The organism is Propioniciclava sp. LT432 (assembly GCF_059515965.1).
The window spans coordinates 55,389-75,241 of sequence record NZ_JCAKNE010000026.1 but is presented as its reverse complement, the minus strand read 5'-3'; the positions used below and the strand labels follow the sequence as shown (position 1 = coordinate 75,241).

At 69.6% G+C, this 19,853-nt stretch carries 18 protein-coding genes and 1 pseudogene; 15 read left to right on the top strand and 4 right to left on the bottom strand.

Annotated features, from left to right (window positions below):
• Nucleotides 1–23 precede the first annotated feature (23 nt).
• The gene (locus tag AC5YDV_RS15040) at nucleotides 24–992 is read right to left on the bottom strand and encodes an IS481 family transposase (RefSeq protein WP_496181913.1); all 969 of its coding nucleotides are present in this window, start codon (nucleotides 990–992) and stop codon (nucleotides 24–26) included.
• A 246-nt stretch (nucleotides 993–1,238) separates the two neighbouring features.
• Here AC5YDV_RS15040 and AC5YDV_RS15035 point away from each other — a divergent pair, with 246 nt between their 5' ends.
• The 6 genes and pseudogenes from AC5YDV_RS15035 to AC5YDV_RS15010 form a co-directional block, all read left to right on the top strand.
• Nucleotides 1,239–2,855 (top strand): MSCRAMM family protein, encoded by a 1,617-nt coding sequence (locus tag AC5YDV_RS15035; protein ID WP_496184292.1) that lies wholly within the window; start codon nucleotides 1,239–1,241, stop codon nucleotides 2,853–2,855.
• A gap of 207 nt (nucleotides 2,856–3,062) precedes the next feature.
• The gene (locus AC5YDV_RS15030; RefSeq protein WP_496192515.1) at nucleotides 3,063–3,659 is read left to right on the top strand and encodes a class E sortase; all 597 of its coding nucleotides are present in this window, start codon (nucleotides 3,063–3,065) and stop codon (nucleotides 3,657–3,659) included.
• 10 nt (nucleotides 3,660–3,669) lie between these two features.
• On the top strand, nucleotides 3,670–4,212 hold the full coding sequence (gene pyrE, locus AC5YDV_RS15025) for an orotate phosphoribosyltransferase (protein ID WP_496184286.1): 543 nt from the start codon (nucleotides 3,670–3,672) through the stop codon (nucleotides 4,210–4,212).
• A 21-nt stretch (nucleotides 4,213–4,233) separates the two neighbouring features.
• Nucleotides 4,234–5,022 (top strand): LemA family protein, encoded by a 789-nt coding sequence (locus AC5YDV_RS15020; RefSeq protein WP_496184285.1) that lies wholly within the window; start codon nucleotides 4,234–4,236, stop codon nucleotides 5,020–5,022.
• Between the two features lie 176 nt (nucleotides 5,023–5,198).
• Nucleotides 5,199–6,152, top strand: coding sequence for a type IV toxin-antitoxin system AbiEi family antitoxin domain-containing protein (locus AC5YDV_RS15015; protein ID WP_496184284.1), 954 nt, complete (start codon nucleotides 5,199–5,201; stop codon nucleotides 6,150–6,152).
• A 182-nt stretch (nucleotides 6,153–6,334) separates the two neighbouring features.
• Nucleotides 6,335–7,831: pseudogene (locus AC5YDV_RS15010) on the top strand (MDR family MFS transporter); the annotation flags it as partial.
• Nucleotides 7,832–8,434: 603 nt separating this feature from the next.
• On the opposite strand, the gene AC5YDV_RS15005 reads toward AC5YDV_RS15010, so the two are convergent.
• Complete coding sequence (locus tag AC5YDV_RS15005; RefSeq protein ID WP_496184283.1) at nucleotides 8,435–9,367, bottom strand: DUF368 domain-containing protein; 933 nt, start codon at nucleotides 9,365–9,367, stop codon at nucleotides 8,435–8,437.
• Here AC5YDV_RS15005 and AC5YDV_RS15000 point away from each other — a divergent pair.
• The 3 genes from AC5YDV_RS15000 (at nucleotide 9,366) to fbaA (ending at nucleotide 11,914) form a co-directional block, all read left to right on the top strand.
• Nucleotides 9,366–10,085 (top strand): TrmH family RNA methyltransferase, encoded by a 720-nt coding sequence (locus AC5YDV_RS15000; RefSeq protein WP_496184282.1) that lies wholly within the window; start codon nucleotides 9,366–9,368, stop codon nucleotides 10,083–10,085. The two genes, AC5YDV_RS15005 and AC5YDV_RS15000, sit on opposite strands and share 2 nt — an antisense overlap.
• Before the next feature lie 98 nt (nucleotides 10,086–10,183).
• On the top strand, nucleotides 10,184–10,747 hold the full coding sequence (locus tag AC5YDV_RS14995) for a hypothetical protein (protein ID WP_496184281.1): 564 nt from the start codon (nucleotides 10,184–10,186) through the stop codon (nucleotides 10,745–10,747).
• 144 nt (nucleotides 10,748–10,891) lie between these two features.
• The gene (gene fbaA / locus AC5YDV_RS14990) at nucleotides 10,892–11,914 is read left to right on the top strand and encodes a class II fructose-bisphosphate aldolase (RefSeq protein ID WP_496184280.1); all 1,023 of its coding nucleotides are present in this window, start codon (nucleotides 10,892–10,894) and stop codon (nucleotides 11,912–11,914) included.
• A gap of 93 nt (nucleotides 11,915–12,007) precedes the next feature.
• Here fbaA and AC5YDV_RS14985 read toward each other — a convergent pair whose 3' ends face one another.
• Nucleotides 12,008–12,202, bottom strand: a complete 195-nt coding sequence (locus AC5YDV_RS14985) for a hypothetical protein (RefSeq protein ID WP_496184279.1) — start codon at nucleotides 12,200–12,202, stop codon at nucleotides 12,008–12,010.
• Nucleotides 12,203–12,238: 36 nt separating this feature from the next.
• Complete coding sequence (locus AC5YDV_RS14980; RefSeq protein ID WP_496184278.1) at nucleotides 12,239–13,183, bottom strand: SRPBCC family protein; 945 nt, start codon at nucleotides 13,181–13,183, stop codon at nucleotides 12,239–12,241.
• Between the two features lie 106 nt (nucleotides 13,184–13,289).
• Here AC5YDV_RS14980 and AC5YDV_RS14975 point away from each other — a divergent pair, with 106 nt between their 5' ends.
• The 6 genes from AC5YDV_RS14975 to AC5YDV_RS14950 all read left to right on the top strand — a co-directional run bounded on the left by AC5YDV_RS14975 (nucleotide 13,290) and on the right by AC5YDV_RS14950 (nucleotide 19,839).
• Entirely contained in the window at nucleotides 13,290–13,586 is a 297-nt protein-coding gene (locus tag AC5YDV_RS14975) for a hypothetical protein (protein ID WP_496184277.1), read from the top strand.
• A 44-nt stretch (nucleotides 13,587–13,630) separates the two neighbouring features.
• Nucleotides 13,631–14,083, top strand: coding sequence for a DUF3151 domain-containing protein (locus AC5YDV_RS14970; protein ID WP_496184276.1), 453 nt, complete (start codon nucleotides 13,631–13,633; stop codon nucleotides 14,081–14,083).
• Between the two features lie 109 nt (nucleotides 14,084–14,192).
• On the top strand, nucleotides 14,193–15,473 hold the full coding sequence (locus tag AC5YDV_RS14965) for an adenylosuccinate synthase (protein WP_496184275.1): 1,281 nt from the start codon (nucleotides 14,193–14,195) through the stop codon (nucleotides 15,471–15,473).
• A 91-nt stretch (nucleotides 15,474–15,564) separates the two neighbouring features.
• Nucleotides 15,565–16,848 carry a phosphoribosylamine--glycine ligase gene (gene purD, locus AC5YDV_RS14960; RefSeq protein WP_496184291.1) on the top strand — a complete coding sequence of 428 codons (1,284 nt, stop codon included), beginning with the start codon at nucleotides 15,565–15,567 and terminating at the stop codon, nucleotides 16,846–16,848.
• A 224-nt stretch (nucleotides 16,849–17,072) separates the two neighbouring features.
• A complete protein-coding gene (gene purB / locus AC5YDV_RS14955; protein WP_496184274.1) occupies nucleotides 17,073–18,506 on the top strand; it encodes an adenylosuccinate lyase in 1,434 nt (477 codons plus the stop codon).
• Between the two features lie 43 nt (nucleotides 18,507–18,549).
• The gene (locus AC5YDV_RS14950; RefSeq protein ID WP_496184273.1) at nucleotides 18,550–19,839 is read left to right on the top strand and encodes an MFS transporter; all 1,290 of its coding nucleotides are present in this window, start codon (nucleotides 18,550–18,552) and stop codon (nucleotides 19,837–19,839) included.
• Nucleotides 19,840–19,853 lie beyond the last annotated feature (14 nt).

The window sequence follows — 19,853 nt, the reverse complement described above, 5'->3', positions numbered from 1 at the left end:
CTAGGTGTACTGGGCCACGACGTTCATGACAGGCGGCTGGTCGGGGGTAGTCCTCCGAGTGCGCTGTGGCGTCTTTGAGTGTTGTAGGTCTCCAGCCAGGGGTCAAGGGCGTCGCGGCGGGCCTGGTTGCTGGTGAACACGTGGCGGTAGGCCCACTCGGTGGTCAGGGTGCGGTTGAAGCGTTCGACCTTGCCGTTCTGCCAGGGGCAGTGGGGTTTGATGAACTTCTGCTTCGCGCCAATGGTCTCGACCGCGTCGATGAACGCTCGACCATGTCGGTAGGCGAACGCGTTGTCGGTCATCACTCGCTCGATGCTGGTGATGCCGTGGGTGGCGAAGTAGGCCGCGGCTCGCAGCAGGAAGCCGGCGCAGGTGTCGACGCGTTCATCGTCGTGGATCTCGCTGTAGGCCAGGCGGGAGTGGTCATCGACCATCGAGTGGACGTAGTCGTAGCCGATCTTGGGCCGCTTGTTCTTGGCGACGATGGTGTCGGAGCGTCCGTGGGCCCGCCAGCCGCCACCGTCGGGGATCTTGCCCAGCTTCTTGACATCCACGTGCACCAGTTCGCCGGGACGTTCGCGTTCGTAGCGGACCGCGGTCTGCTTCGAGGTGCGGATCACCTGGCCGGTCATCGGGTCCAGGCAGGTCAGGGGCGGCATGCCCCGTCGGTGCAGGATCCGGGTCACGGTCCGCGGCGCGAGCCCGAGTTCGGCCGCGATCCAGTCAGGGCCGCGTCGGTGCTCCTGACGGGCGGCCACCACCAGGTCCTCCACCGTGGCTGGTGTCGCGGTCGGGCACGCGTGAGGACGGCTGGACCGGTCATGCAGACCGGCCTCGCCCTCGGCGTCCCAGCGTGCCAGCCAGCGGTGAGCACACTGACGTGAAATCCCCATCGCCTTCGCTGCATGGGCGACCGGCCAGTGCTGGTATCGGACCCGATCGACCAGCAGCTTGCGGCCATGAAAGTTGAGGCGGGCGTTACGGTGGGACACGAGGACCTCCGGGTGTGAGATGTGACCTTCGACAAGCCACACCCCACCCGGGGGTCCTCCCTCACGTCAATACCGACGCGCTGTCACCAACCTCTTGGCTCGGTACACCTAGGTTCGTGACCACGGAGTGCTTGGCGTGACACCGCCGGTGTCCGAACACCCCGTACGTCCTGGGGGGACAACATGCACGCACCACCCTCACCATCCCGACGCTCGCGTCCCAACACGGCTGGTCGCTTGGCAGCCGTGCTGATCGCGTCGGGCGCACTCATCCTGGCCGGCTTCCAGCCGGCCTTCGCCACCCACTCCGAGGTGAGCCTGACCGGTAGCAACTTCGAGATCGACACCAATGCCAACCTCAAGCTCGACGACGCGGCGCCGTCCATGGACTGGGCTTCCGTGGCTGAGACCCGCAAGGGGGACGAACCCACCGGTAGCGCCGACGACTCATTCGGCCAGGGCACCTCTGAGGACACCGCCGTACCGACCGTCGTCGACGGCAGCATCCCGCCCAACAAGAGCGACCTGCTCACCTTCGGCAGCTACCTGGAGGTGGCCACCGACGGTACGAAGTTCCTGAACCTGTACTGGCACCGGGTCCAGGAGCCCACCGGCACCACGAACATGGACTTCGAGTTCAACCAGTCCAAAGTGACGAGTGCCAACGGGGTCACACCCGTCCGTACCCAGAACGACCTCTTGATCCAGTACGACCTGTCCCAGGGCGGCACGAACCCCACCCTGTGGGTGTCGCGGTGGGAGACGGTCGACAAGACCAAGTGTGAGGCGTCCAACAAGGTTCCGTGTTGGAGCACCAAGACGAACCTGACCTCGGCGGGCATCGCGACCGGCTCGATCAACACCACGGCGATTCTCGCCGCTGACGCTGACGACCTGGGGGACATCAGCGCGCGTACCTTCGGCGAGGCGCAGGTCAACTTCACCGCACTGATCCCGCCCGGAACGTGTACCTCCTTCGGCAGCGCCTACCTGAAGAGCCGGTCGTCCGACTCCTTCACCTCGGCGCTGAAGGACTTCATCGCGCCCACGTCCGTGTCGATCACCAACTGCGGCTCGGTCGAGATCACCAAGACCGACGACGCCGGCACCCCCTTGGCCGGGGCCGAGTTCACCCTCTACCACAACGTGGCCCCGCTGACGGCGCCCCGTACAGCAGCAGATGTGATCACTGACCCGGTGCAGAAGTGCACCACCGACGCCACCGGCAAGTGCACCATCAGCAACGTGTTCTTCGGCACGTACTGGGTGGTGGAGACGGTCATCCCCGCCGGGCATGACGGGGCGGCCGACGCCGCCATCAATGTGACCAACGAGACCAAGGTCGAGGTCACCATGGTGAACCCGCGCCTGCGTGGGGCGATCCTGATCACCAAGACCGCGAAGCACTTCGACTCGGCGACGGACCCCAACCTCGCAGCCACCTTCGTGGTGAAGCAGGGTGCGACGACCGTCGCGACGGTCAACACCGACGCGACCACCGGGACCGTCTGTGTGCCGAACCTGTTGTTCGGCTCCTACACCGTGGACGAGACAGCCGGCCAGACCGGCTACCTCCTCGATCCCGACGTCGAGAACGTGACCGTCGACTCGGCAGCTGCCGACTGCACGGGTACCACCCACGAATCGGTCAGCTTCGAGAACAAGCCGCTGTCCAACATCTCGGTGACCTTCACGCCCCAGGTGACCGGGGGAACCGCGGCCAGCATCGTCTGCCGGGACGCCAGCAACACGGTCCTCGGCACGGACGCCACTCCTGCCGGGACGGTCTTCGACGACACCACCGAGGGGGTGACCAACCTCGCCGAAGGTACCTACACCTGCACCATCGTGATCGACCCGTAGTGATCGGTCACCCCTCCCATGGCCCGGCCCGTGACGCTCCCTGCACCGCGGGCCGGGTCCCGTCCATGGTGGGCGCCGGGTCGCTGGCATACTGACCGGGTGACCGAGACCGCTCCCCGCCGTGCGCTACCCGCGAGGCGCGCACGCGAGGACGGGCACCCGGGGATCAGAGCGTCTCGCAAGGGAGCCGGCCTGACGATCGCCGGGGTGTCGCTCCTCGTCCTGGGGCTGGGAGCCCTCGGCTGGACGTCCTACGACCTGTTCTGGAACCCCCTGGTCGACCCCCGCGTGGCCGCGACCGAGGCGTCCGACCTGCGGAGCGAGTGGCAGGCGCCCGCGCCCGCCGAGACCGCCCGTCCGCTTCCCGGCGATGCCGTCGCGCTGCTGCGCATCCCCAAGTTCGGGGAGGCGTTCGAGCAGCCGGTGCTGACCGGCACCGACCAGCCCACCCTGAAGAAGGGCCTGGGGTGGTACGACGGCACCGCAGCCCCGGGGGAGGTCGGCAATTTCGCGGTCGCCGGCCACCGCGGCCTGACCGGACCCTTCGCCCCCATCATGGACCTCGCGGTCGGCGACCAGGTCATCGTCGAGACCCGCGACGCCATTCACACCTACGAGCTGACGAACAACCCGTCCGAGATGACCGTCAGGGACACCGACACCTGGGTGATCCAGCCGGTCCCGGGCAAGCCAGAGGTGCGGCCCACCGAGTCCCTCATCACGCTGACCACGTGCCAGGACCTCTTCCGCTCACCCGATCGCACCATCGCGTTCGGCAAGCTGGTCGCGACCCGGTCGAAGTAGGCTTTCGCGCATGTCCGACCGCGAAGACCTGCTCCAGCACATCCTCGACCTCGCCGTGGTGCACGGAAAGGTCACGTTGGCGTCCGGCAAGGAGGCCGACTACTACGTCGACCTGCGCCGCGTCACCCTGGACGGGGTGGCCGCTCCCGTGGTCGGACGCGTCATGCGCGAGCTCACCAGCGACTGGGACTTCGAGGCAGCCGGCGGACTCACCCTGGGCGCCGATCCGGTGGCCGTCGCCATGCTGCACGCGGCCGCGGCTGCGGGGGAGCGGTTGGACGCGTTCGTCGTCCGCAAGGAGTCCAAGGCGCACGGGCTGCAGCGGCGCATCGAGGGCACCGAGGTGTCCGGACGCCGCGTGCTGGTCGTCGAGGACACCTCCACCACCGGCGGCTCGGTCATGCAGGCGGTCGAGGCCGTCCAGGAGGCAGGCGGCATCGTCGTCGGCGTGGTGACGATCGTCGACCGCGACACGGGCGTCCGGGAGCGCATCGAGGCCGCGGGGTTGCCCTACCGCTACGCGGTGGGTCTGGAGGATCTCGGATTGTCGTGATCGCCCGCTAGGCTGGCGCTCATGGAATGGATCGCGATCCCCCTGATCATCGTTCTGCTCGTCGTGGTCGGCGGCATCGCCTGGGCCATGGGCGCCTACAACGGCTTCGTGAAGCAGCGCAACCTCATCCAGGAGTCCTGGCGACAGGTCGACGTCGAGCTCAACCGGCGCTACGAGCTCATCCCGAACCTCGTCGAGACCGTGCGCGCGTTCGCGGGCCACGAGCGCAACACCCTCGAGGGCATCGTCCGACTGCGCCAGCAGGCCCAGCAGCTCTCCTCGGCCGAGCGGGGGGACGCCCCGTCCGCCGAGCGCGCCGCGGTTGAGGAGCAGCTGACCCAGCAGGTCCGTGGCCTGATGGTGCAGGTCGAGGCCTACCCGGAGCTGAAGAGCAACCAGAATTTCCTGGAGCTCCAGCGCCAGCTCGCCGAGACCGAGGATCGCATCGCCGCGGGCCGTCGCTACTACAACGCGAACGTGCGCAACTACAACACGCGCATCGAGTCCGTGCCGACGAACTTCATCGCGAACTCGTTCAACTTCCAGAAGGCGACGTACTTCGAGGTCAACGACGCCGAGGTGCGCCGCGCCCCCGATGTCACCTTCGGTGAGATCTCCTATCGCGGTGACGCCCCTGAGCCGCAGCGCCAGTCCGGCCCCGCCTCGGTGGGGGGAGCGAACCCCAACGAGCTGCCCAATCCGCAGGCCGGACGCGAGGCCCCGCCCTTCGACTTCGGCCAGCAGCAGGCCCAGCCCCAACCGGCCGAGCGCCCCGATACCGAGGGTTACCAGCCTCCGAAGTACAACTGATCCGTCCAGCGAACGCCCGGTCCCATGGGGGCCGGGCGTTTTGCTGCGCGGCCGCGCCACGAGGGTGCCGGAGTTGTGACCCAGCGTCAGGAGTGGTTCGCGGCCCGAACTCGGGCTGGAATCCACTCTTGATCGGAAGCAACAGTCGGTGACACGGGGTGCCTATCCCTCTGGACATGAGAGCACGCACAGCAGTACCCGCGTCCTTGATTCGGTTGGCTCGCGACCAGGGCGGTTTGGTGACGCGCGCCCAAGCGGAGGCCCACATGGGCGTCAAGCCACTGCGCCGACTGGTGGCCTCGGGCCTCTGGGGCCGCGTGACCACGGGCGTCTACCTGGCCGGGCCGGGCGACGTCACTGACACACACCGGCTGTGGGCCGGCCACCTCGTGGCCGGGGAGGGTGCCGCCTTGGGGGGATGGGCCGCCTTGTCTCAGTGGAACCTGGCGGAGGTCCCGGACGAGGTCGAGCTGTGGATCCCGCGTGGGAGGTTGCGCACCGATCGGCCGGGGTTCCGGTTTCGAGTCGACGGGCTCGGCCGTCTCGGCCGTACCCTCGGTTCGCTTCCGCGCATCAGGCTCGAGGAGGCACTGATCGACGTCGGGGAGGGACTCGGCGTGGAGGAGTGGGTCGCCCTCGCTGCAGAGGCCGGACGCCGCAACCTGGTCGCGTTCCCCGAAGTGCTGGCGCGCATCGACCGACGTCCCCGCGTACGCCAACGTTCCCTGCTGGTCGAGGTGCTCCGGGACTTGGCCGGGATCGAGAGCACGCTCGAATACCTCTACCAAGGGATCGAGCGAGACCATGGCCTGCCGGTGGGTCGGCGGCAGTTCCGCAGGACCGGCCCATGGCGCTGCGACGTGCACCTCGATGAGCAGGACCTCATCATCGAGCTCGACGGCACCGTGCACCTCAAGCGGGTCTTCCGCGACCTCGAACGTGACAACGCCCATGCTTTCCGGGGCGCGACCACGCTGCGCTACGGCTCGGTGGCACTGCGAGGGGCCCCGTGCCATGTGGCGTGGCAGGTGGGCGGCGCGGCGCGACTGCGTGGCTGGGACGGCCTGCCGCGTCCCTGTCGCCGATGTCCGTCCGAGGAGACCCGGCGCGCTTGGCTGCTCGGCGCGTGAGGGTCGTTGTTGACGACACCTCAGTAGTGGATCCCGGCCCAAGTATGGACCGGGATCCACCACTGATCACCCATCAAGGGCGTCGGGGGTCGGCAGGACACGCCCAGGGGCACGGTGGGCGCGGACCGTCCCGATCCGGTCGGACGCCAAGGCCAGCAGGCCCGCGGCGGTAGGGTCTCTGCGTGAGTCCCGCGTCCACCGGCGAGTTCGAGTTCAAGAAGATCCGCTGGATCTACTTCGGTCTTCTGATCGGCATGTTCACCAGCTCGATCAGCCAGACGATCGTCAGCCCGGCGATCCCCCGCATCATCGCCGACCTCGGTGGCGTGGAGTACTACGCGTGGCTGTCCACCATCGTCATGCTGGTCATGACGATCACCACCCCGATCAGCGGCAAGTTGGCGGACATGTTCGGGCGCAAGCGCTTCTACGCGCTCGGCCTGATCATCTTCATGCTGGGCAACGTCCTCTCCGGCATGGCGCCGACGTTCGCTTGGCTGGTCGCCGCCCGTGCCGTGCAGGGTGCCGGCATGGGCGTCCTGATGCCGCTGTCGCAGACGATCCTTGGCGACATCATCCCCCCTCGTCAGCGCGGCAAGTACGCCGGATACATGGGTGCGCTCATGGGGGCCTCCCAGGTCGCCGGGCCGCTCATCGGCGGCTTCATCACCGACGTGTCGACCTGGCGCTGGCTCTTCTACATCAACCTCCCGGTCGGCTTCGTGGCGCTGTACCTGGTGGTGCGGTTCATGAAGATCCCCGAGCTGGACATCCCGCGCAAGGTTGATCACGCCGGTATCGCCACGATGACCGTGGGCGTGAGCGCGGCCCTGCTGGGTGTCAGCTTCGGCGGCTCCCGCGGCTGGACGGACCCGATCGTGCTGGTCCTCCTCGGGGTCGGCGCGGTGTTCCTGGCCGCCTTCGTCCACGTCGAGCGTCGCGCGGCCGAACCCATCGTGCCGATGTCGCTGTTCCGCAACTCGATCTTCACGTGGTCCGTCATGGCCGCCAGCCTCATGAACATGGCGTTGATGATGCTGATCATCTACACGCCGGTGTACGCCCAGGGCGTGCTCGGGGTGTCGGCCACGGCGTCCGGCGCGATCCTCATCCCGATGAACGTGGCCCTGTTCGCCATGGGCATCATCATCGGCAACCTGACGACCCGGACGGGCCGCTACAAGTCGTTCGCCGTCGCCGGCGTGGTGTTGATGACGGTCGGCAGCGTTCTCCTGCTCCGGCTGGACGCGCACTCCACCCCGCTGGAACTCACGCTCTACACCACGGTGGTGGGAGTCGGCGTGGGCATGTCGTTCCAGATCTACACGCTGACCGTGCAGAACGCCGTCCAGCGGCGCGACCTGGGACCGGCGACGTCCGCCCTGCAGTTCTCCCGCAACATGTCCAACACGCTGGGCACGGCGATCGCCGGCAGCCTCATGACGTCCCAACTCGTCACCAGTCTCAACTGGCGGATGACCCCGCAGGCCCGCCAGGACAGCCCGCCCGGCGGTCTTGATCCGAACGCCGTCCTCAACCCGTCAGCCATGAAGGATCTGACGGAATCGGTGGCGCTCGTCCTGCGCCTGTCCCTGGCGGACGCCATGCAGGCCATCTACGCCGTCCTGCCGTGGCTCAGCCTCGCGGTGCTGGCGACCACGCTGTTGATCCGGGCGATCCCGCTGCGCGACACGTTCACGCCCGATGAGCCCGGCCAGTCGGCGGGCATGAGTGCCGCCGACCCGCAGGCGCTGTCGCTGACGCCGGAGGAGCACCACGCCCGCAACAAGGAGCGCATGGTTGCAGCGCACCTCATCCTGCTCGCCGAGCAGGTCGGACGCCCCGACAACGCGATCCTGCGCGCGGCCCTGTCGGAGTTCGGCGGGGGAGACCTTGAACGGGGCCTGCAGTTGCTGCGGTCGACGTCGACGATGCTCCTGTCCGAGGATCCGGCGGTCATCGACGAGCACGAGTCGTTCGCCGTCGAACTGGCCGGGCACGGTCACCGGCAGCAGATGTTGAGCGAGGGCCTCACGGCGCGGCTCACGGACGTCGCGAGGCACGTCGCCGAGGAGGCCGCGGCCACGGCGTCCGCCCACCCGACGAAGCCGAGGCTGGGGTCGGTCGAGGGGCTCGACAGCCAAGCCCTGCAGCGTGCGATGTGGATGCTCGACACGGCGCTGGTGGCCGACTTCGCCTCCCGGCGCTGGGCGGGGGAGGAAGCCGGCACCGCCGCGTCCGACGAGGAGGCCGCCGCCTCCGAGGGGGTGGACGCCGAGGCGTCAGAGCGCCTCGATCGCCTCCCGCTCGTCGGCGTACCGGTCCTCGAGCTTGGAGAACAGCCACGAGGCGATGATGCCGAGGACCAGCATGACGGCGCAGAAGGCGAGGAAGGCCCCCATGCCGAGCCCGGCCTTCGCGATGGCGTCCGGGGCGAGGACGACGGTCGGGAAGATCGCGATTGACGACCCGGCGACCATGCCGAGGATGAAGTGGTACATGCCCGCGTAGTGGCGCTCGAAGGCCCAGTTGGCGGCCTTGGCGAACAGCCCCACACACAGGACGAGCCCGATGGCCAGCGGGATGAAGACGGCCGGGTCGAAGTCCTTGATGCCCTCGGCCATTTTGTCGTACAGGCCGAAGTAGATGAGGAAGTTCGACGGGCTCATGCCCGGGACGATGACGCCCAGGCCGATGAGCGCGCCGGAGCCCAGCCACACGGGGATGCTGGGCGGGACCTGCAGGTTCAGACCGCCGCCGATGAGCATGATGGCGAAGATGACCGCGGCCGAGATCGCGAGGATCACCAGGTGCTTCGCGGTGCGTCCCTTCTTGCCGGCCTGACGCCACAGGCTCGGGAAGGTGCCGATCACGAAGCCGATGAAGAGGCAGACGAAGGCGGCCTCGTAGCGTCCGAACGCGGCGGCGACGATGATCGAGAACAGGACCACGCCGATGATGCCGCCGATGCCGACGGGAAGGAAGTACTTCACCTGACGCCAGAAGTTCTTGAACGGGTGGGCCAGGAACTTGATCAGCGGATCGTAGATCTTGAAGATCACGGCGAGCACGCCGCCGGAGAGCCCCGGCAGGATGAACCCGACCCCGACCGCGATGCCCTTCAGGAGTCGGACCAGCCAGGCGCCGACGCTGTCGGGGTCGTGCAGGTCGGTCGCGTCGGGGGCGCCGGGGCGGACGGGGGTCTCTTCAGTCATGCTGGTCCTCAATGCGCTGGGTGGGGGCGTGCTGCGCCAGTCAGGCTACCTTGGGTCGGTGAGCGAGATCGAACCGGTTGCCGACCCCACCGCGCCGCTGGTCGGCGTCGGGCCGCACCCGCTGCCATGGCCGGACGACCCGCGCCTCGACCCCGAACTCCTCGCCCTTGGGGACGCTCGCAACGTCATTGACGAGTACCGCTACTGGCGACTGGAGGCGATCGTCGCCGACCTCGACACGCGGCGCGCACCGCTGCACGTGGCGATCCAGAACTGGGAGCACGACTTCAACATCGGGTCGGTCGTCCGGACGGCCAACGCGTTCAACGTCGCCGGTGTCCACATCCTCGGACGCCGCCGCTGGAACCGCCGCGGCGCGATGGTGACCGACCGGTACCTCCACGTCCACCACCACCCGTCGGTCGCCGACTTCGTCGCCTGGGCGGACGCCGCGGGCGTCAGCCTGGTGGGGGTGGACAACCTGCCCGGCTCGGTCCCGCTGGAGACGGCCCAGTTGCCCCGGGAGTGCTGCCTGGTCTTCGGCTCCGAGGGCCCCGGACTGACCGACGAGGTGGTGGACGCCTGTGAGGCACTCGTCGCGATCACCCAGCACGGGTCAACGCGCTCCCTGAACGCCGGGGCCGCTGCGGCCATCGCGATGTACCACTGGTCGCTGCAGCACCCTCGGGACGCCGCTCCCGGGTCCGACCCCCGCTGACGACCGCCGGGGCCTGGAGCCTCCGCCTGCTCATCACCCGGCGCACCCTGACGGGGGTGCTCGAGGCTGGGCTCGCGCGCGCTGAGTAGCATGGCGGCATGAGCCAGCACACGCGTCCGCCGCAGGAGTGGACGCCCCCGCCACGCGAGGCGCTGGACTACCCGGTCTTCTTCGACCCGCACCCCGCCGTCGAGCTCTACCGCGTCAAGCGCGGGCGGGTCGTCGGCCGCTCGATCAGCCTCGTGGTGTCCCTGCTGTTCTGGGGCATCATCATGTGGCTCAATCGTGAGCACCTCGACGCCCTCTTCTGGGGCATCCTCGTCATCAGCGTGGGGATCTCGGTCGGGTTGCTGGTCCATGCCATCGTGGCGGTCGTCCGCGCCAAGCGCGCGATCGGCCGCCTGCACGAGGGCCTCGCCCTCGGCATCGGACGCGGTGGGCTCCACCTCGACAACTACCTCGCCTGGGAGGACGTCGACCACCTGGTCGCCCTCCCGGGCGCGGGTGGTGGCTCGGGGCGGCTCGTGGTCGTCGCGACCAACGGCGCGTGGCGCGAGGTGCCGGTCGACTGGCTCACCCACGCGCCCTCGGCGGTCGACTCCGCCGTCCGCGCGCTGTCCGGCAACCGGCACCACGTCGACCTGACGCCTCTCGACGGCTGACCCGAGGCAGGGGCGTCGGTGGCTCCGTCCCTCCGTTCCGGCGGACCGTCCAGTGGGCGGGCGACCGATGCTGATGCGGGCGATCGCCCGGGTTTTGCGGTTGAATGGGGTGCGTTCTCAGAAGGACTCACCAAGGAGTGACAGATGCCCATTGCAACCCCCGACGTGTACGCCGAGATGATCGATCGTGCGAAGTCGAAGGGCTTCGCATACCCGGCCATCAACGTGACCTCGTCCCAGACCCTGAACGCGGCCCTCAAGGGCTTCGCCGACGCCGGCTCCGACGGCATCATCCAGTTCTCCACCGGTGGCGCTGAGTACGGGTCGGGCCAGGGCGTCAAGGACATGGTGACCGGCGCGGTCGCGCTCGCCGAGTTCGCCCACGTGGTCGCCCGCAAGTACCCGATCAACGTCGCGATCCACACCGACCACTGCCCCAAGGACAAGCTGGACACCTACGTCCGCCCGCTGCTCGAGATCTCCCGCCAGCGCGTCGCCGCCGGCCAGGATCCGCTGTTCCAGTCGCACATGTGGGACGGCTCCGCCGTTCCGATGGCCGAGAACCTCCAGATCGCCGAGGAGCTGCTGAAGCTCACCGCGTACAACAAGCAGATCCTCGAGATCGAGATCGGGGTGGTCGGTGGCGAGGAGGACGGCGTCGCCAACGAGATCAACGAGAAGCTCTACACCACCCCCGAGGACGGCCTCCGCACCGCCGAGGCCCTCGGCCTGGGCGAGAAGGGTCGCTACATGGCGGCCTTCACCTTCGGCAACGTGCACGGCGTGTACAAGCCCGGTGCGGTCAAGCTGCGCCCGCAGGTCCTGAAGGAGATCCAGGACGCCGTCGCCGCCAAGTACGGCAAGGACAAGCCGTTCGACCTCGTCTTCCACGGCGGCTCGGGCTCCTCGGAGCAGGAGATCGCCGACGCGGTGTCCTACGGCGTCGTCAAGATGAACGTCGACACCGACACCCAGTACGCGTTCACCCGCCCGGTGGCCGGCTGGATGCTGGGCAACTACGCCGGCGTCCTCAAGATCGACGGGAACGTCGGCAACAAGAAGCAGTACGACCCCCGCGCCTGGGGCAAGGAGGCCGAGAACGCGATGTCCGCGCGCATCGTCGAGGCCTGCCAGGACCTGGGTTCGGTCGGTACGTCCGGCAAGTGACCCTGCCGGCCTGACCCTGCCGGTCTGGCCACCGCCGCCCTGACCACGTCGGACGCCGCGGGCGCAGCACTGCTGCCCCGCGGCGTCCGCGTTTCAGGAGCGCGTCAGTTCGTCGACGACCGCTGCGGCGATGGAACCGTCGAGGTTGCGGGGCGTCCAGCCCTCGGTGCGGACCCACTCCGAGTGGCAGCCCGCGCACGCGAACACCAGCATGTCGTCGCGCGTCTCACCGGTCGGGGACCAGTCGCACCTCGACTGGCAGGGCTCCTGGCGCAGGGGTCGTGGCATGGGGCGATCCTCTCAGGTGGGGGCGGGACGCGAGCGTCAACTCGGCTGGCGGTCGGCGATGCCGAAGGTGATGGCCTGCATGGTGTGCAGCATGCCCCACCCGATGAACCGGTCGGTGAAGGGCGAGGCGAGCCATCCGAGCAGGCCGAACGTCCGGCGTCCGGCCGTGCGCACGATGAGCGCGCCGCCGGGGGCAGGGGAGACCTCGAACCGGTCGTAGGTGAGCCGCTGGCCGGCGTACCGCCCGTCGAGGGCTTCCTGGGTCCACGTCACGACTCGCCGGTCCCCGTCCGTCCCGGTCGTCACCCCCAGCCGGACGGTCAGGGCCTGTCCGCCCTTCTCGTGGCGGACCGTGAGCCCACCCTCGGAGACGTCCGCCTTCGTGGGGTCGTAGGACCACAGCCGCAGCAGGGCGGGGTCGGCCAGGGCGTCCGCCACGAGGTCGAGGGGGGCCGACACGAAGCGCTGGACACGCTGGGCGCGGGCCGGGCCGGGCAACAACGTGGCGTCGGGTTCGGCTCGCGTCGTGGAATAGGGGTCATCCGCGCCGGCCTTGAGCTCGGGGACGAGGTCCTGCGGGGTGACGCCGTCGGCGGCGACGAGGCGGCGGACCGTGCCGGAGGGTTCCTTCAGCAGGGTGATGAGGATCTCGTAGGTGTCGGTCACCTTGGCGGCCCCGATGAGTTCGACCGCGCGCGGGGACCCCTTCCACGCCGCGTCGCCGGGCTGCATGACGTGGATGGGCGAGGGCAGGTCAGCGACATCGACGCTGACGATGGGGACCCCGCCGGGGTGGGCCTCCCGGATGCGGCGACGGGCCGAGACGAGCGTGATGCCGTGGGCACCCAACAGCTGCGCCGCGGAGCCGCCGACGGCGATGAGGCCGACGTACAGGTGCTCGATGTCGACCTCGCCGGCACGGACGCGTGCTGCCTCGCGCCAAGCGGCGGTGGTCCAGAGGTTGGCCAGCTGGTTGCTCATCGGGTTCCTCTCACGGTTCGCGGACGCTCGGATCGCGGGACGCGGCGCGGACCAATCATGAAGGCTAGCTCTGGGCGGCCCCGAAAGGGCTTGCTAGCGTGGTCCCATGCAGATCGGACCGCTCGAGACCGGCGTCCTGCTCGTGGCGTTCGTCCTGGTGGTCGTCATCATGTCGCGGGGTCACCAGCCGAGCGTCGCCAGCAACCTCGAGACCATCTTCGGGGAGCGCTCGACCACGGGCCCCGGGCACGAGGCGCGCCTGTGGGCCCTGGCCACGCTCTTCGACGCCGGTGTCGACTCGGATTCGGACCCGGCGTACGCCATCAAGGTCCTCCGGGATGCGGAGCCACGACTGACCCTGTCGTCGGCCAAAGCGCTGGTGGACACGCTCAACCGCGCCTGAGGGGCCTGCCCGGTCGCGGAGGGCGGACACACTAGGCTGCCCTCATGTCTGACGCACGCACCTTGCTGCTGGCTGCCCCTGTGGGTCGTACCGAACTCCCGGTCGACGAGGCGCTCGCGGACATCGTGACGCTGGGGGAGAGTTCCTTCCTGGACGTGGTCGCGCGGCACCCGTCCTCCTCGCTGGCGTGGGCGCTGCTGGCCGAGGGATCCCTCAGCGCGCACACCACGCAGGGCGACCTCTCGGCGTACGCCTTCGCCCGCACGGGCTACCACCGAGGTCTGGACGCGCTGCGCCGAGCCGGCTGGCGGGGCCGGGGACCGATCCCGTGGGAGCACGAGCCGAACCAGGGCTTCCTCCGCGCCCTGTGGGCCCTCGCCTGTGCCGCCAGGCGCATCGGCGAGCTGGAGGAATACGAACGGTGCGTGCTGTTCCTGCTCGAGGCCTCCGAGGAGGGATACGTCGAGCTGGCCCGGACGCGCCCACTCACCCTCTGAGGGCCTTCGGCTGGCAACCCCGGCGTCCGGACAGCCTTTCCGATAGGATGCCGCGGTAAGAGCCCGGCAGTCTTGCACCGGGCTTTCGCTTTGTGAGAAGGGGCAACGCATGCCTGGCATCGTCGTGATCGGGACCCAGTGGGGGGACGAGGGCAAGGGAAAGGCCACCGACCAACTCGGCGACACGGTCGACTACACGGTGCGCTACTCGGGCGGCAACAACGCCGGCCACACGCTCGTCGTCAACGGGGAGAAGTACGCGCTCCACCTGCTGCCCAGCGGCATCCTCAACCCGGGCATCCCGGTGATCGGCAACGGCGTCGTCGTCGACCTCGAGGTGCTGTTCAGCGAGATCGACGCCCTGGAGGCCCGCGGCATCGACACGTCCCGGCTCATCATCAGCGCCAACGCGCACATCATCGCCCCCTACCACAAGGTGCTTGACAAGGTCACCGAGCGATTCCTCGGCAAGCGCAAGATCGGCACCACCGGCCGCGGCGTCGGACCGGCGTACGCCGACAAGATCAACCGCGTCGGCATCCGCATCCAGGACCTGCTCGACGAGCAGCTGTTGCGCGACAAGGTCGCCGCCTCGCTGATCCAGAAGAACCAGCTGCTGGTGAAGGTCTACAACCAGATGGAGATCGACGCGACCGAGGTCGCCGACCACCTGCTGAGCTTCGCCGACCGCGTCCGCCCGATGGTGCGCGACGTCGCCCGCGAGCTGAACGACGCCCTCGAGGCCGACAAGCTCGTCGTGTTCGAGGGCGCTCAGGCGCACCACCTCGACGTCGACCACGGCACGTACCCGTACGTGACCTCGTCCAACCCGATCGCCGCCGGCGCCTGCACCGGCTCGGGCGTGGGTCCGAACAAGCTCGACCGCATCATCGGCATCGCCAAGGCCTACACGACGCGCGTGGGTGAGGGTCCCTTCCCGACGGAGCTGCTCGATGCCGACGGCGATCGCCTCCGCAACGACGGTGGCGAGTTCGGCACCACGACCGGACGCCCGCGCCGCTGCGGCTGGTTCGACCCGCTCGTCGTCGAGGCCGCCTGCACCTACAACGGTGTCACCGACGTGTTCCTCACCAAGCTGGACATCCTCACCGGCTGGGAGAAGATTCCGGTCTGCGTGGCCTACGAGGTCGACGGGCGCCGGCTCGAGCACTACCCGGTGCTGATGAACGACCTCGTCAAGGCCGAGCCGATCTATGAGTACCTCGACGGCTGGACCGAGGACATCTCCGGGTGCCGCACCTTCGACGAGCTGCCCGCCACGTGCCAGGCCTACGTCCGGCGCCTGGAGGAGCTGATCCGCTGCCGCATCTCCGGCATCGGCGTCGGCCCCGGCCGCGAGGAGGCCGTGATGATCCACGACCTGATCTGAGGGTCATCCGCCACGAAGAGCGAGTCACGGGACGAACCCACCGCCCGCCGGGCGGCGTCCGAGTCGATAGGCTGACCCGGTGGCCCGTGAACTGACCGTCCTCGTCCTCGGCAGCGGAGGACGCGAGCACGCGCTCGCCCTCGCCCTGCACCGCGACCCCTCGGTGGTGGCCCTCCACTGCGCCCCCGGCAACCCCGGGACGGCGGCGTTCGCCACCAACCACCTCGTCGACGCCACCGACGGTGCCGCCGTGGTCGACCTGGCCCGGTCGCTGGGCGTCAACCTGGTCGTGGTCGGCCCCGAGGCGCCGCTCGTCGCGGGGGTGGCGGACGCCGTGCGCGCGGCCGGCATCGCCTGCTTCGGACCCTCGGCCGAGGCCGCCCAGATCGAGGGGTCGAAGCAGTTCGCCAAGATGATCATGCAGGCGGCCGGGGTGCCGACGGCCGGGTCGGTGTACTGCACCACCCTGGACGACGTGGCCCAGGCGATCGACCATTTCGGCCCGCCGTATGTGGTGAAGCAGGACGGCTTGGCCGCGGGCAAGGGCGTGATCGTGACCTCCGACCGGGACGCCGCCCTCGCGCACGCCGAAGGAGCCCTGCCCGCCATCGTCGAGGAATACCTCGACGGTCCCGAGGTCTCGCTGTTCGCGATCACCGACGGCGTCACCGCTCTTCCCCTGCTGCCGGCCCAGGACTTCAAGCGCGCCTTCGACGGCGACGCGGGCCCCAACACGGGCGGCATGGGTGCCTACACCCCGCTGCCGTGGGCGCCCGACGGCTTGGTGGACGCCATCATGCGCGAGGTCGTCCAGCCGACCGTCGACGAGATGCGCCGCCGGGGGACCCCCTTCACCGGACTGCTGTACGCGGGGCTGGCCCTCACCTCCCGCGGCCTGAAGGTCATCGAGTTCAACTGCCGGTTCGGCGACCCCGAGACCCAGGCCGTCCTGTCGCTGCTGGAGTCCCCGCTGGGTGAGGTGCTGGACGCCGCCGCCACCGGCCGCCTGGCCGAGGTGGGGGAGCTGCGCTGGTCGTCGGACTCCGCCGTCATCGTGGTGCTGGCCGCGAACGGGTATCCGGGCGTCCCGGACAAGGGCGGACGCATCGAGGGTCCGCACGTGTTCGGCTGCGGGCCCGAGGTCGTCGAGGGGGACGCCGTGCACGTCCTCCACGCCGGAACCTCCTTGGTCGAGGAGCACCTCGTCGCATCGGGTGGCCGTGTGCTGGGGGTCGTGGCGCGGGCGTCCGACCTGGGGGCGGCGCGCACGAAGGCCTACGCCGCCATCGACGCGCTGGAGGCCCCCACGCTGTTCTGCCGCCGCGACATCGCCGAGCGCGCGGCGTCGGGGCTGATCGGGACGCCGACGCTCTGACCCGGCCGTTGGGCCCCGCGCCTCGCGTTGGGGTAGCGCCATCTGGACCACACGAAGGCACCGTGCTGGACTTGGAACCCCTTGTCAGCGTGTTTCCGCTTGCCGACGCACCGACCAAATGTGGTCCAGATGGCGCTACGTCGGGAGAAAGTGGGCCCACGCCCGGGCCGTGGTGACTCGCCGTGGGAGAATGAGCGGGTTGCCGAGTCGCCCTGAGGAGCACCATGACCGTCCCGAACGTGCTGGCCACCCGCTACGCGTCCCCCGCGATGCGTGACCTGTGGAGCCCCGAGCACAAGATCGTCGGCGAGCGCCGCCTCTGGCTGGCCGTGCTGGAGGCCCAGCGCGACCTGGGGGTCGACTTCGGCGGTGACGACCCGGACGCCGTGCTCGCCGACTACCGCGAGGTGCTGGAGCAGGTCGACCTCGGCTCGATCGCCGCCCGCGAGCGCGTGACCCGCCACGACGTGAAGGCCCGCATCGAGGAGTTCAACGCGCTGGCCGGCCACGAGCACGTCCACAAGGGCATGACGTCGCGCGACCTGACCGAGAACGTCGAGCAGTACCAGGTGCTCGCGTCGCTGAAGCTGGTCCGGGAGCGGGTCGTCTCCGTGCTGGTGGCGTTGTCGCGCCTCGCGGTGCAGTACCGCGACCAGCCGATCGCCGGCCGCTCGCACAACGTGGCCGCGCAGATGACCACCCTCGGCAAGCGCTTCGCCACCGCCATCGACGAACTGCTCGTGGCGTACGACCGGGTCGACAACCTGGTCGAGCGCTACCCGGCCCGCGGCATCAAGGGCCCGGTCGGCACCGCGCAGGACATGCTCGACCTGCTGGGCGGGGACGCCGCCAAGCTCGCCGAGTTGGAGCAGCGCGTCGCGAAGCACCTCGGGTTCGAGCGCGTGCTCACCTCGACGGGGCAGGTCTACCCGCGCTCCCTGGACGTCGACGTGCTCTCTGCGCTGGTCCAGGTCGCGGCGGCCCCGTCGAACGTGGCCACGTCGATCCGCCTGATGGCCGGCGCCGAGCTCGTGACCGAGGGGTTCAAGGAGGGCCAGGTCGGCTCGTCCGCCATGCCCCACAAGATGAACACCCGCTCGTGCGAGCGCGTCAACGGCCTGTCGGTGGTGCTGCGCGGCTACCTCTCCATGGTCGGTGAGCTGGCGGGGGACCAGTGGAACGAGGGCGATGTGTCCTGCTCCGTCGTCCGCCGTGTCGCCCTGCCCGACGCCTTCTACGCCTTGGACGGCCTGTTCGAGACGTTCCTCACCGTGCTGGGCGAGTTCGGCGCGTTCCCGGCCGTCATCGAGGCCGAGCTCCAGCGCTACCTGCCGTTCCTCACCACCACGAAGGTGCTCATGGCCGCCGTCCAGCACGGCGTGGGCCGTGAGGTTGCGCACGAGGTGATCAAGGAGCACGCCGTCGCCGTCGCCCTGGACATGCGCCGCACCGGCCGCAAGGACAACGACCTGCTCGACCGCCTCGCCGGCGACCCGCGCCTCGGCGTCGACCGCTCCGTGCTGGACGCCGCCGTCGCGAACCCGCTCGAGCTCACGGGGTCTGCCGCCGCGCAGGTGCACGCCGTCGTCGAGCGCGTCCGCGAGCTGGCGGTGAGGCATCCCGAGGGTGCGGCCTACGCGCCGGGCGAGGTCCTGTAGCGCGGTAACCGACGCCGCCGGGGCGGGGGCTAGGCTGCCGCCCGTGGCTGCTCCCGGTGACCCGTCCTCCTCCGGCGCCCTCGCCCAGCCGGGCTTCAGGGCGTTCTGGATCGGGCAGTCCCTGTCGCAGGTGGGCTTCCAGTTCGAGGGCCTGGCGATGGCGGTGCTCGCCGTGTCGGTGCTCCACGCCACCGAGGCGCAGATGGGGTACCTCAACGCGGCGAACACGGCGGCGTTCCTCCTGGTGGGCCTCGTCGCCGGCGCGTGGGTGGACCGTTGGCGCAAGCGGCGGGTCATGATCGTCGCGGACCTGGTGCGAACCGGCCTGGTCGTGTTGATCCCGGCGCTGTGGTTCGCCGGGGTCCTCACGTTCTGGCACCTCGTCGTGGTGGCCGCCGTCGTCGGCATCGCCACGGTCTTCTTCGATGTCGCGTACCAGAGCTACGTGCCGATCCTCGTCCACCCCGCCGCTGTCTCGGACGCCAACGGCAAGCTGGAATCGACCGCGCAGGTCGCCCGACTCGGCGGACCGGCTGCGGCCGGCGCCCTGCTCGCCGTGGTCTCGGCGCCCGTCCTCCTGCTGGCCAACGCGGCGGGGTTCCTCGCGTCCGCCGTCACGCTCGCCATGATCCGCGACGACGAAGTGCCGCCGCCGGCGTCCGAGCGTCGTCCGCTGGTGACGGAGATCCGCGAGGGCCTGGCGTTCGTGTTCGCCCAGCCGCTGCTGCGCCGGGTGCTGGCGGCGACGGCGCTGTCGAACCTGGGCTCGACGATCGTCTTCACGCTCCAATCGCTGCTCGTCCTGCGCATCCTCGGCCTGCAACCGGCGGTCTTCGGGGTGGTCATGTCGCTGGGGGCGATCGGCGGCCTGCTGGGCTCGATGCTCGCCGCCCGACTCGGGGCCCGGTTCGGGGAGGGGCCGACGCTGCGGGCGTCTCTCCTGCTCGCGGGTGGGGCGATGCTCCTCGTTCCCGCGTCTGCCTTCCTCCCGGCCGCCGCCGTGCCGCTCTTGGTCGCCTCGGCCCTGCTGTTCTCGCTGGCCGTGGTTGTCTACAACGTCATCCAGGTCTCGGCGCGCCAGCGCCTGTGCCCGCCGCGGCTGCTGGGTCGGATGAACGCGTCCATCCGCTTCGTGGTCTGGGGGATCATGCCGCTCGCCGCGTTGCTCGGCGGGGGGCTCGGCGGCGCGCTGGGCACCATCCCGGCGTTGTGGATCGGGGCCGCCTTCAACGTGTTGTCGGCGGCACCGTTCCTGGGCAGGTTCGGCCGGATGCGAGAGCTTCCGCGGACGCCGGAAGGTGCGGCCGGGCCCGGGGCGTCCGCCGAAATGTAATCGCATGGTTACTC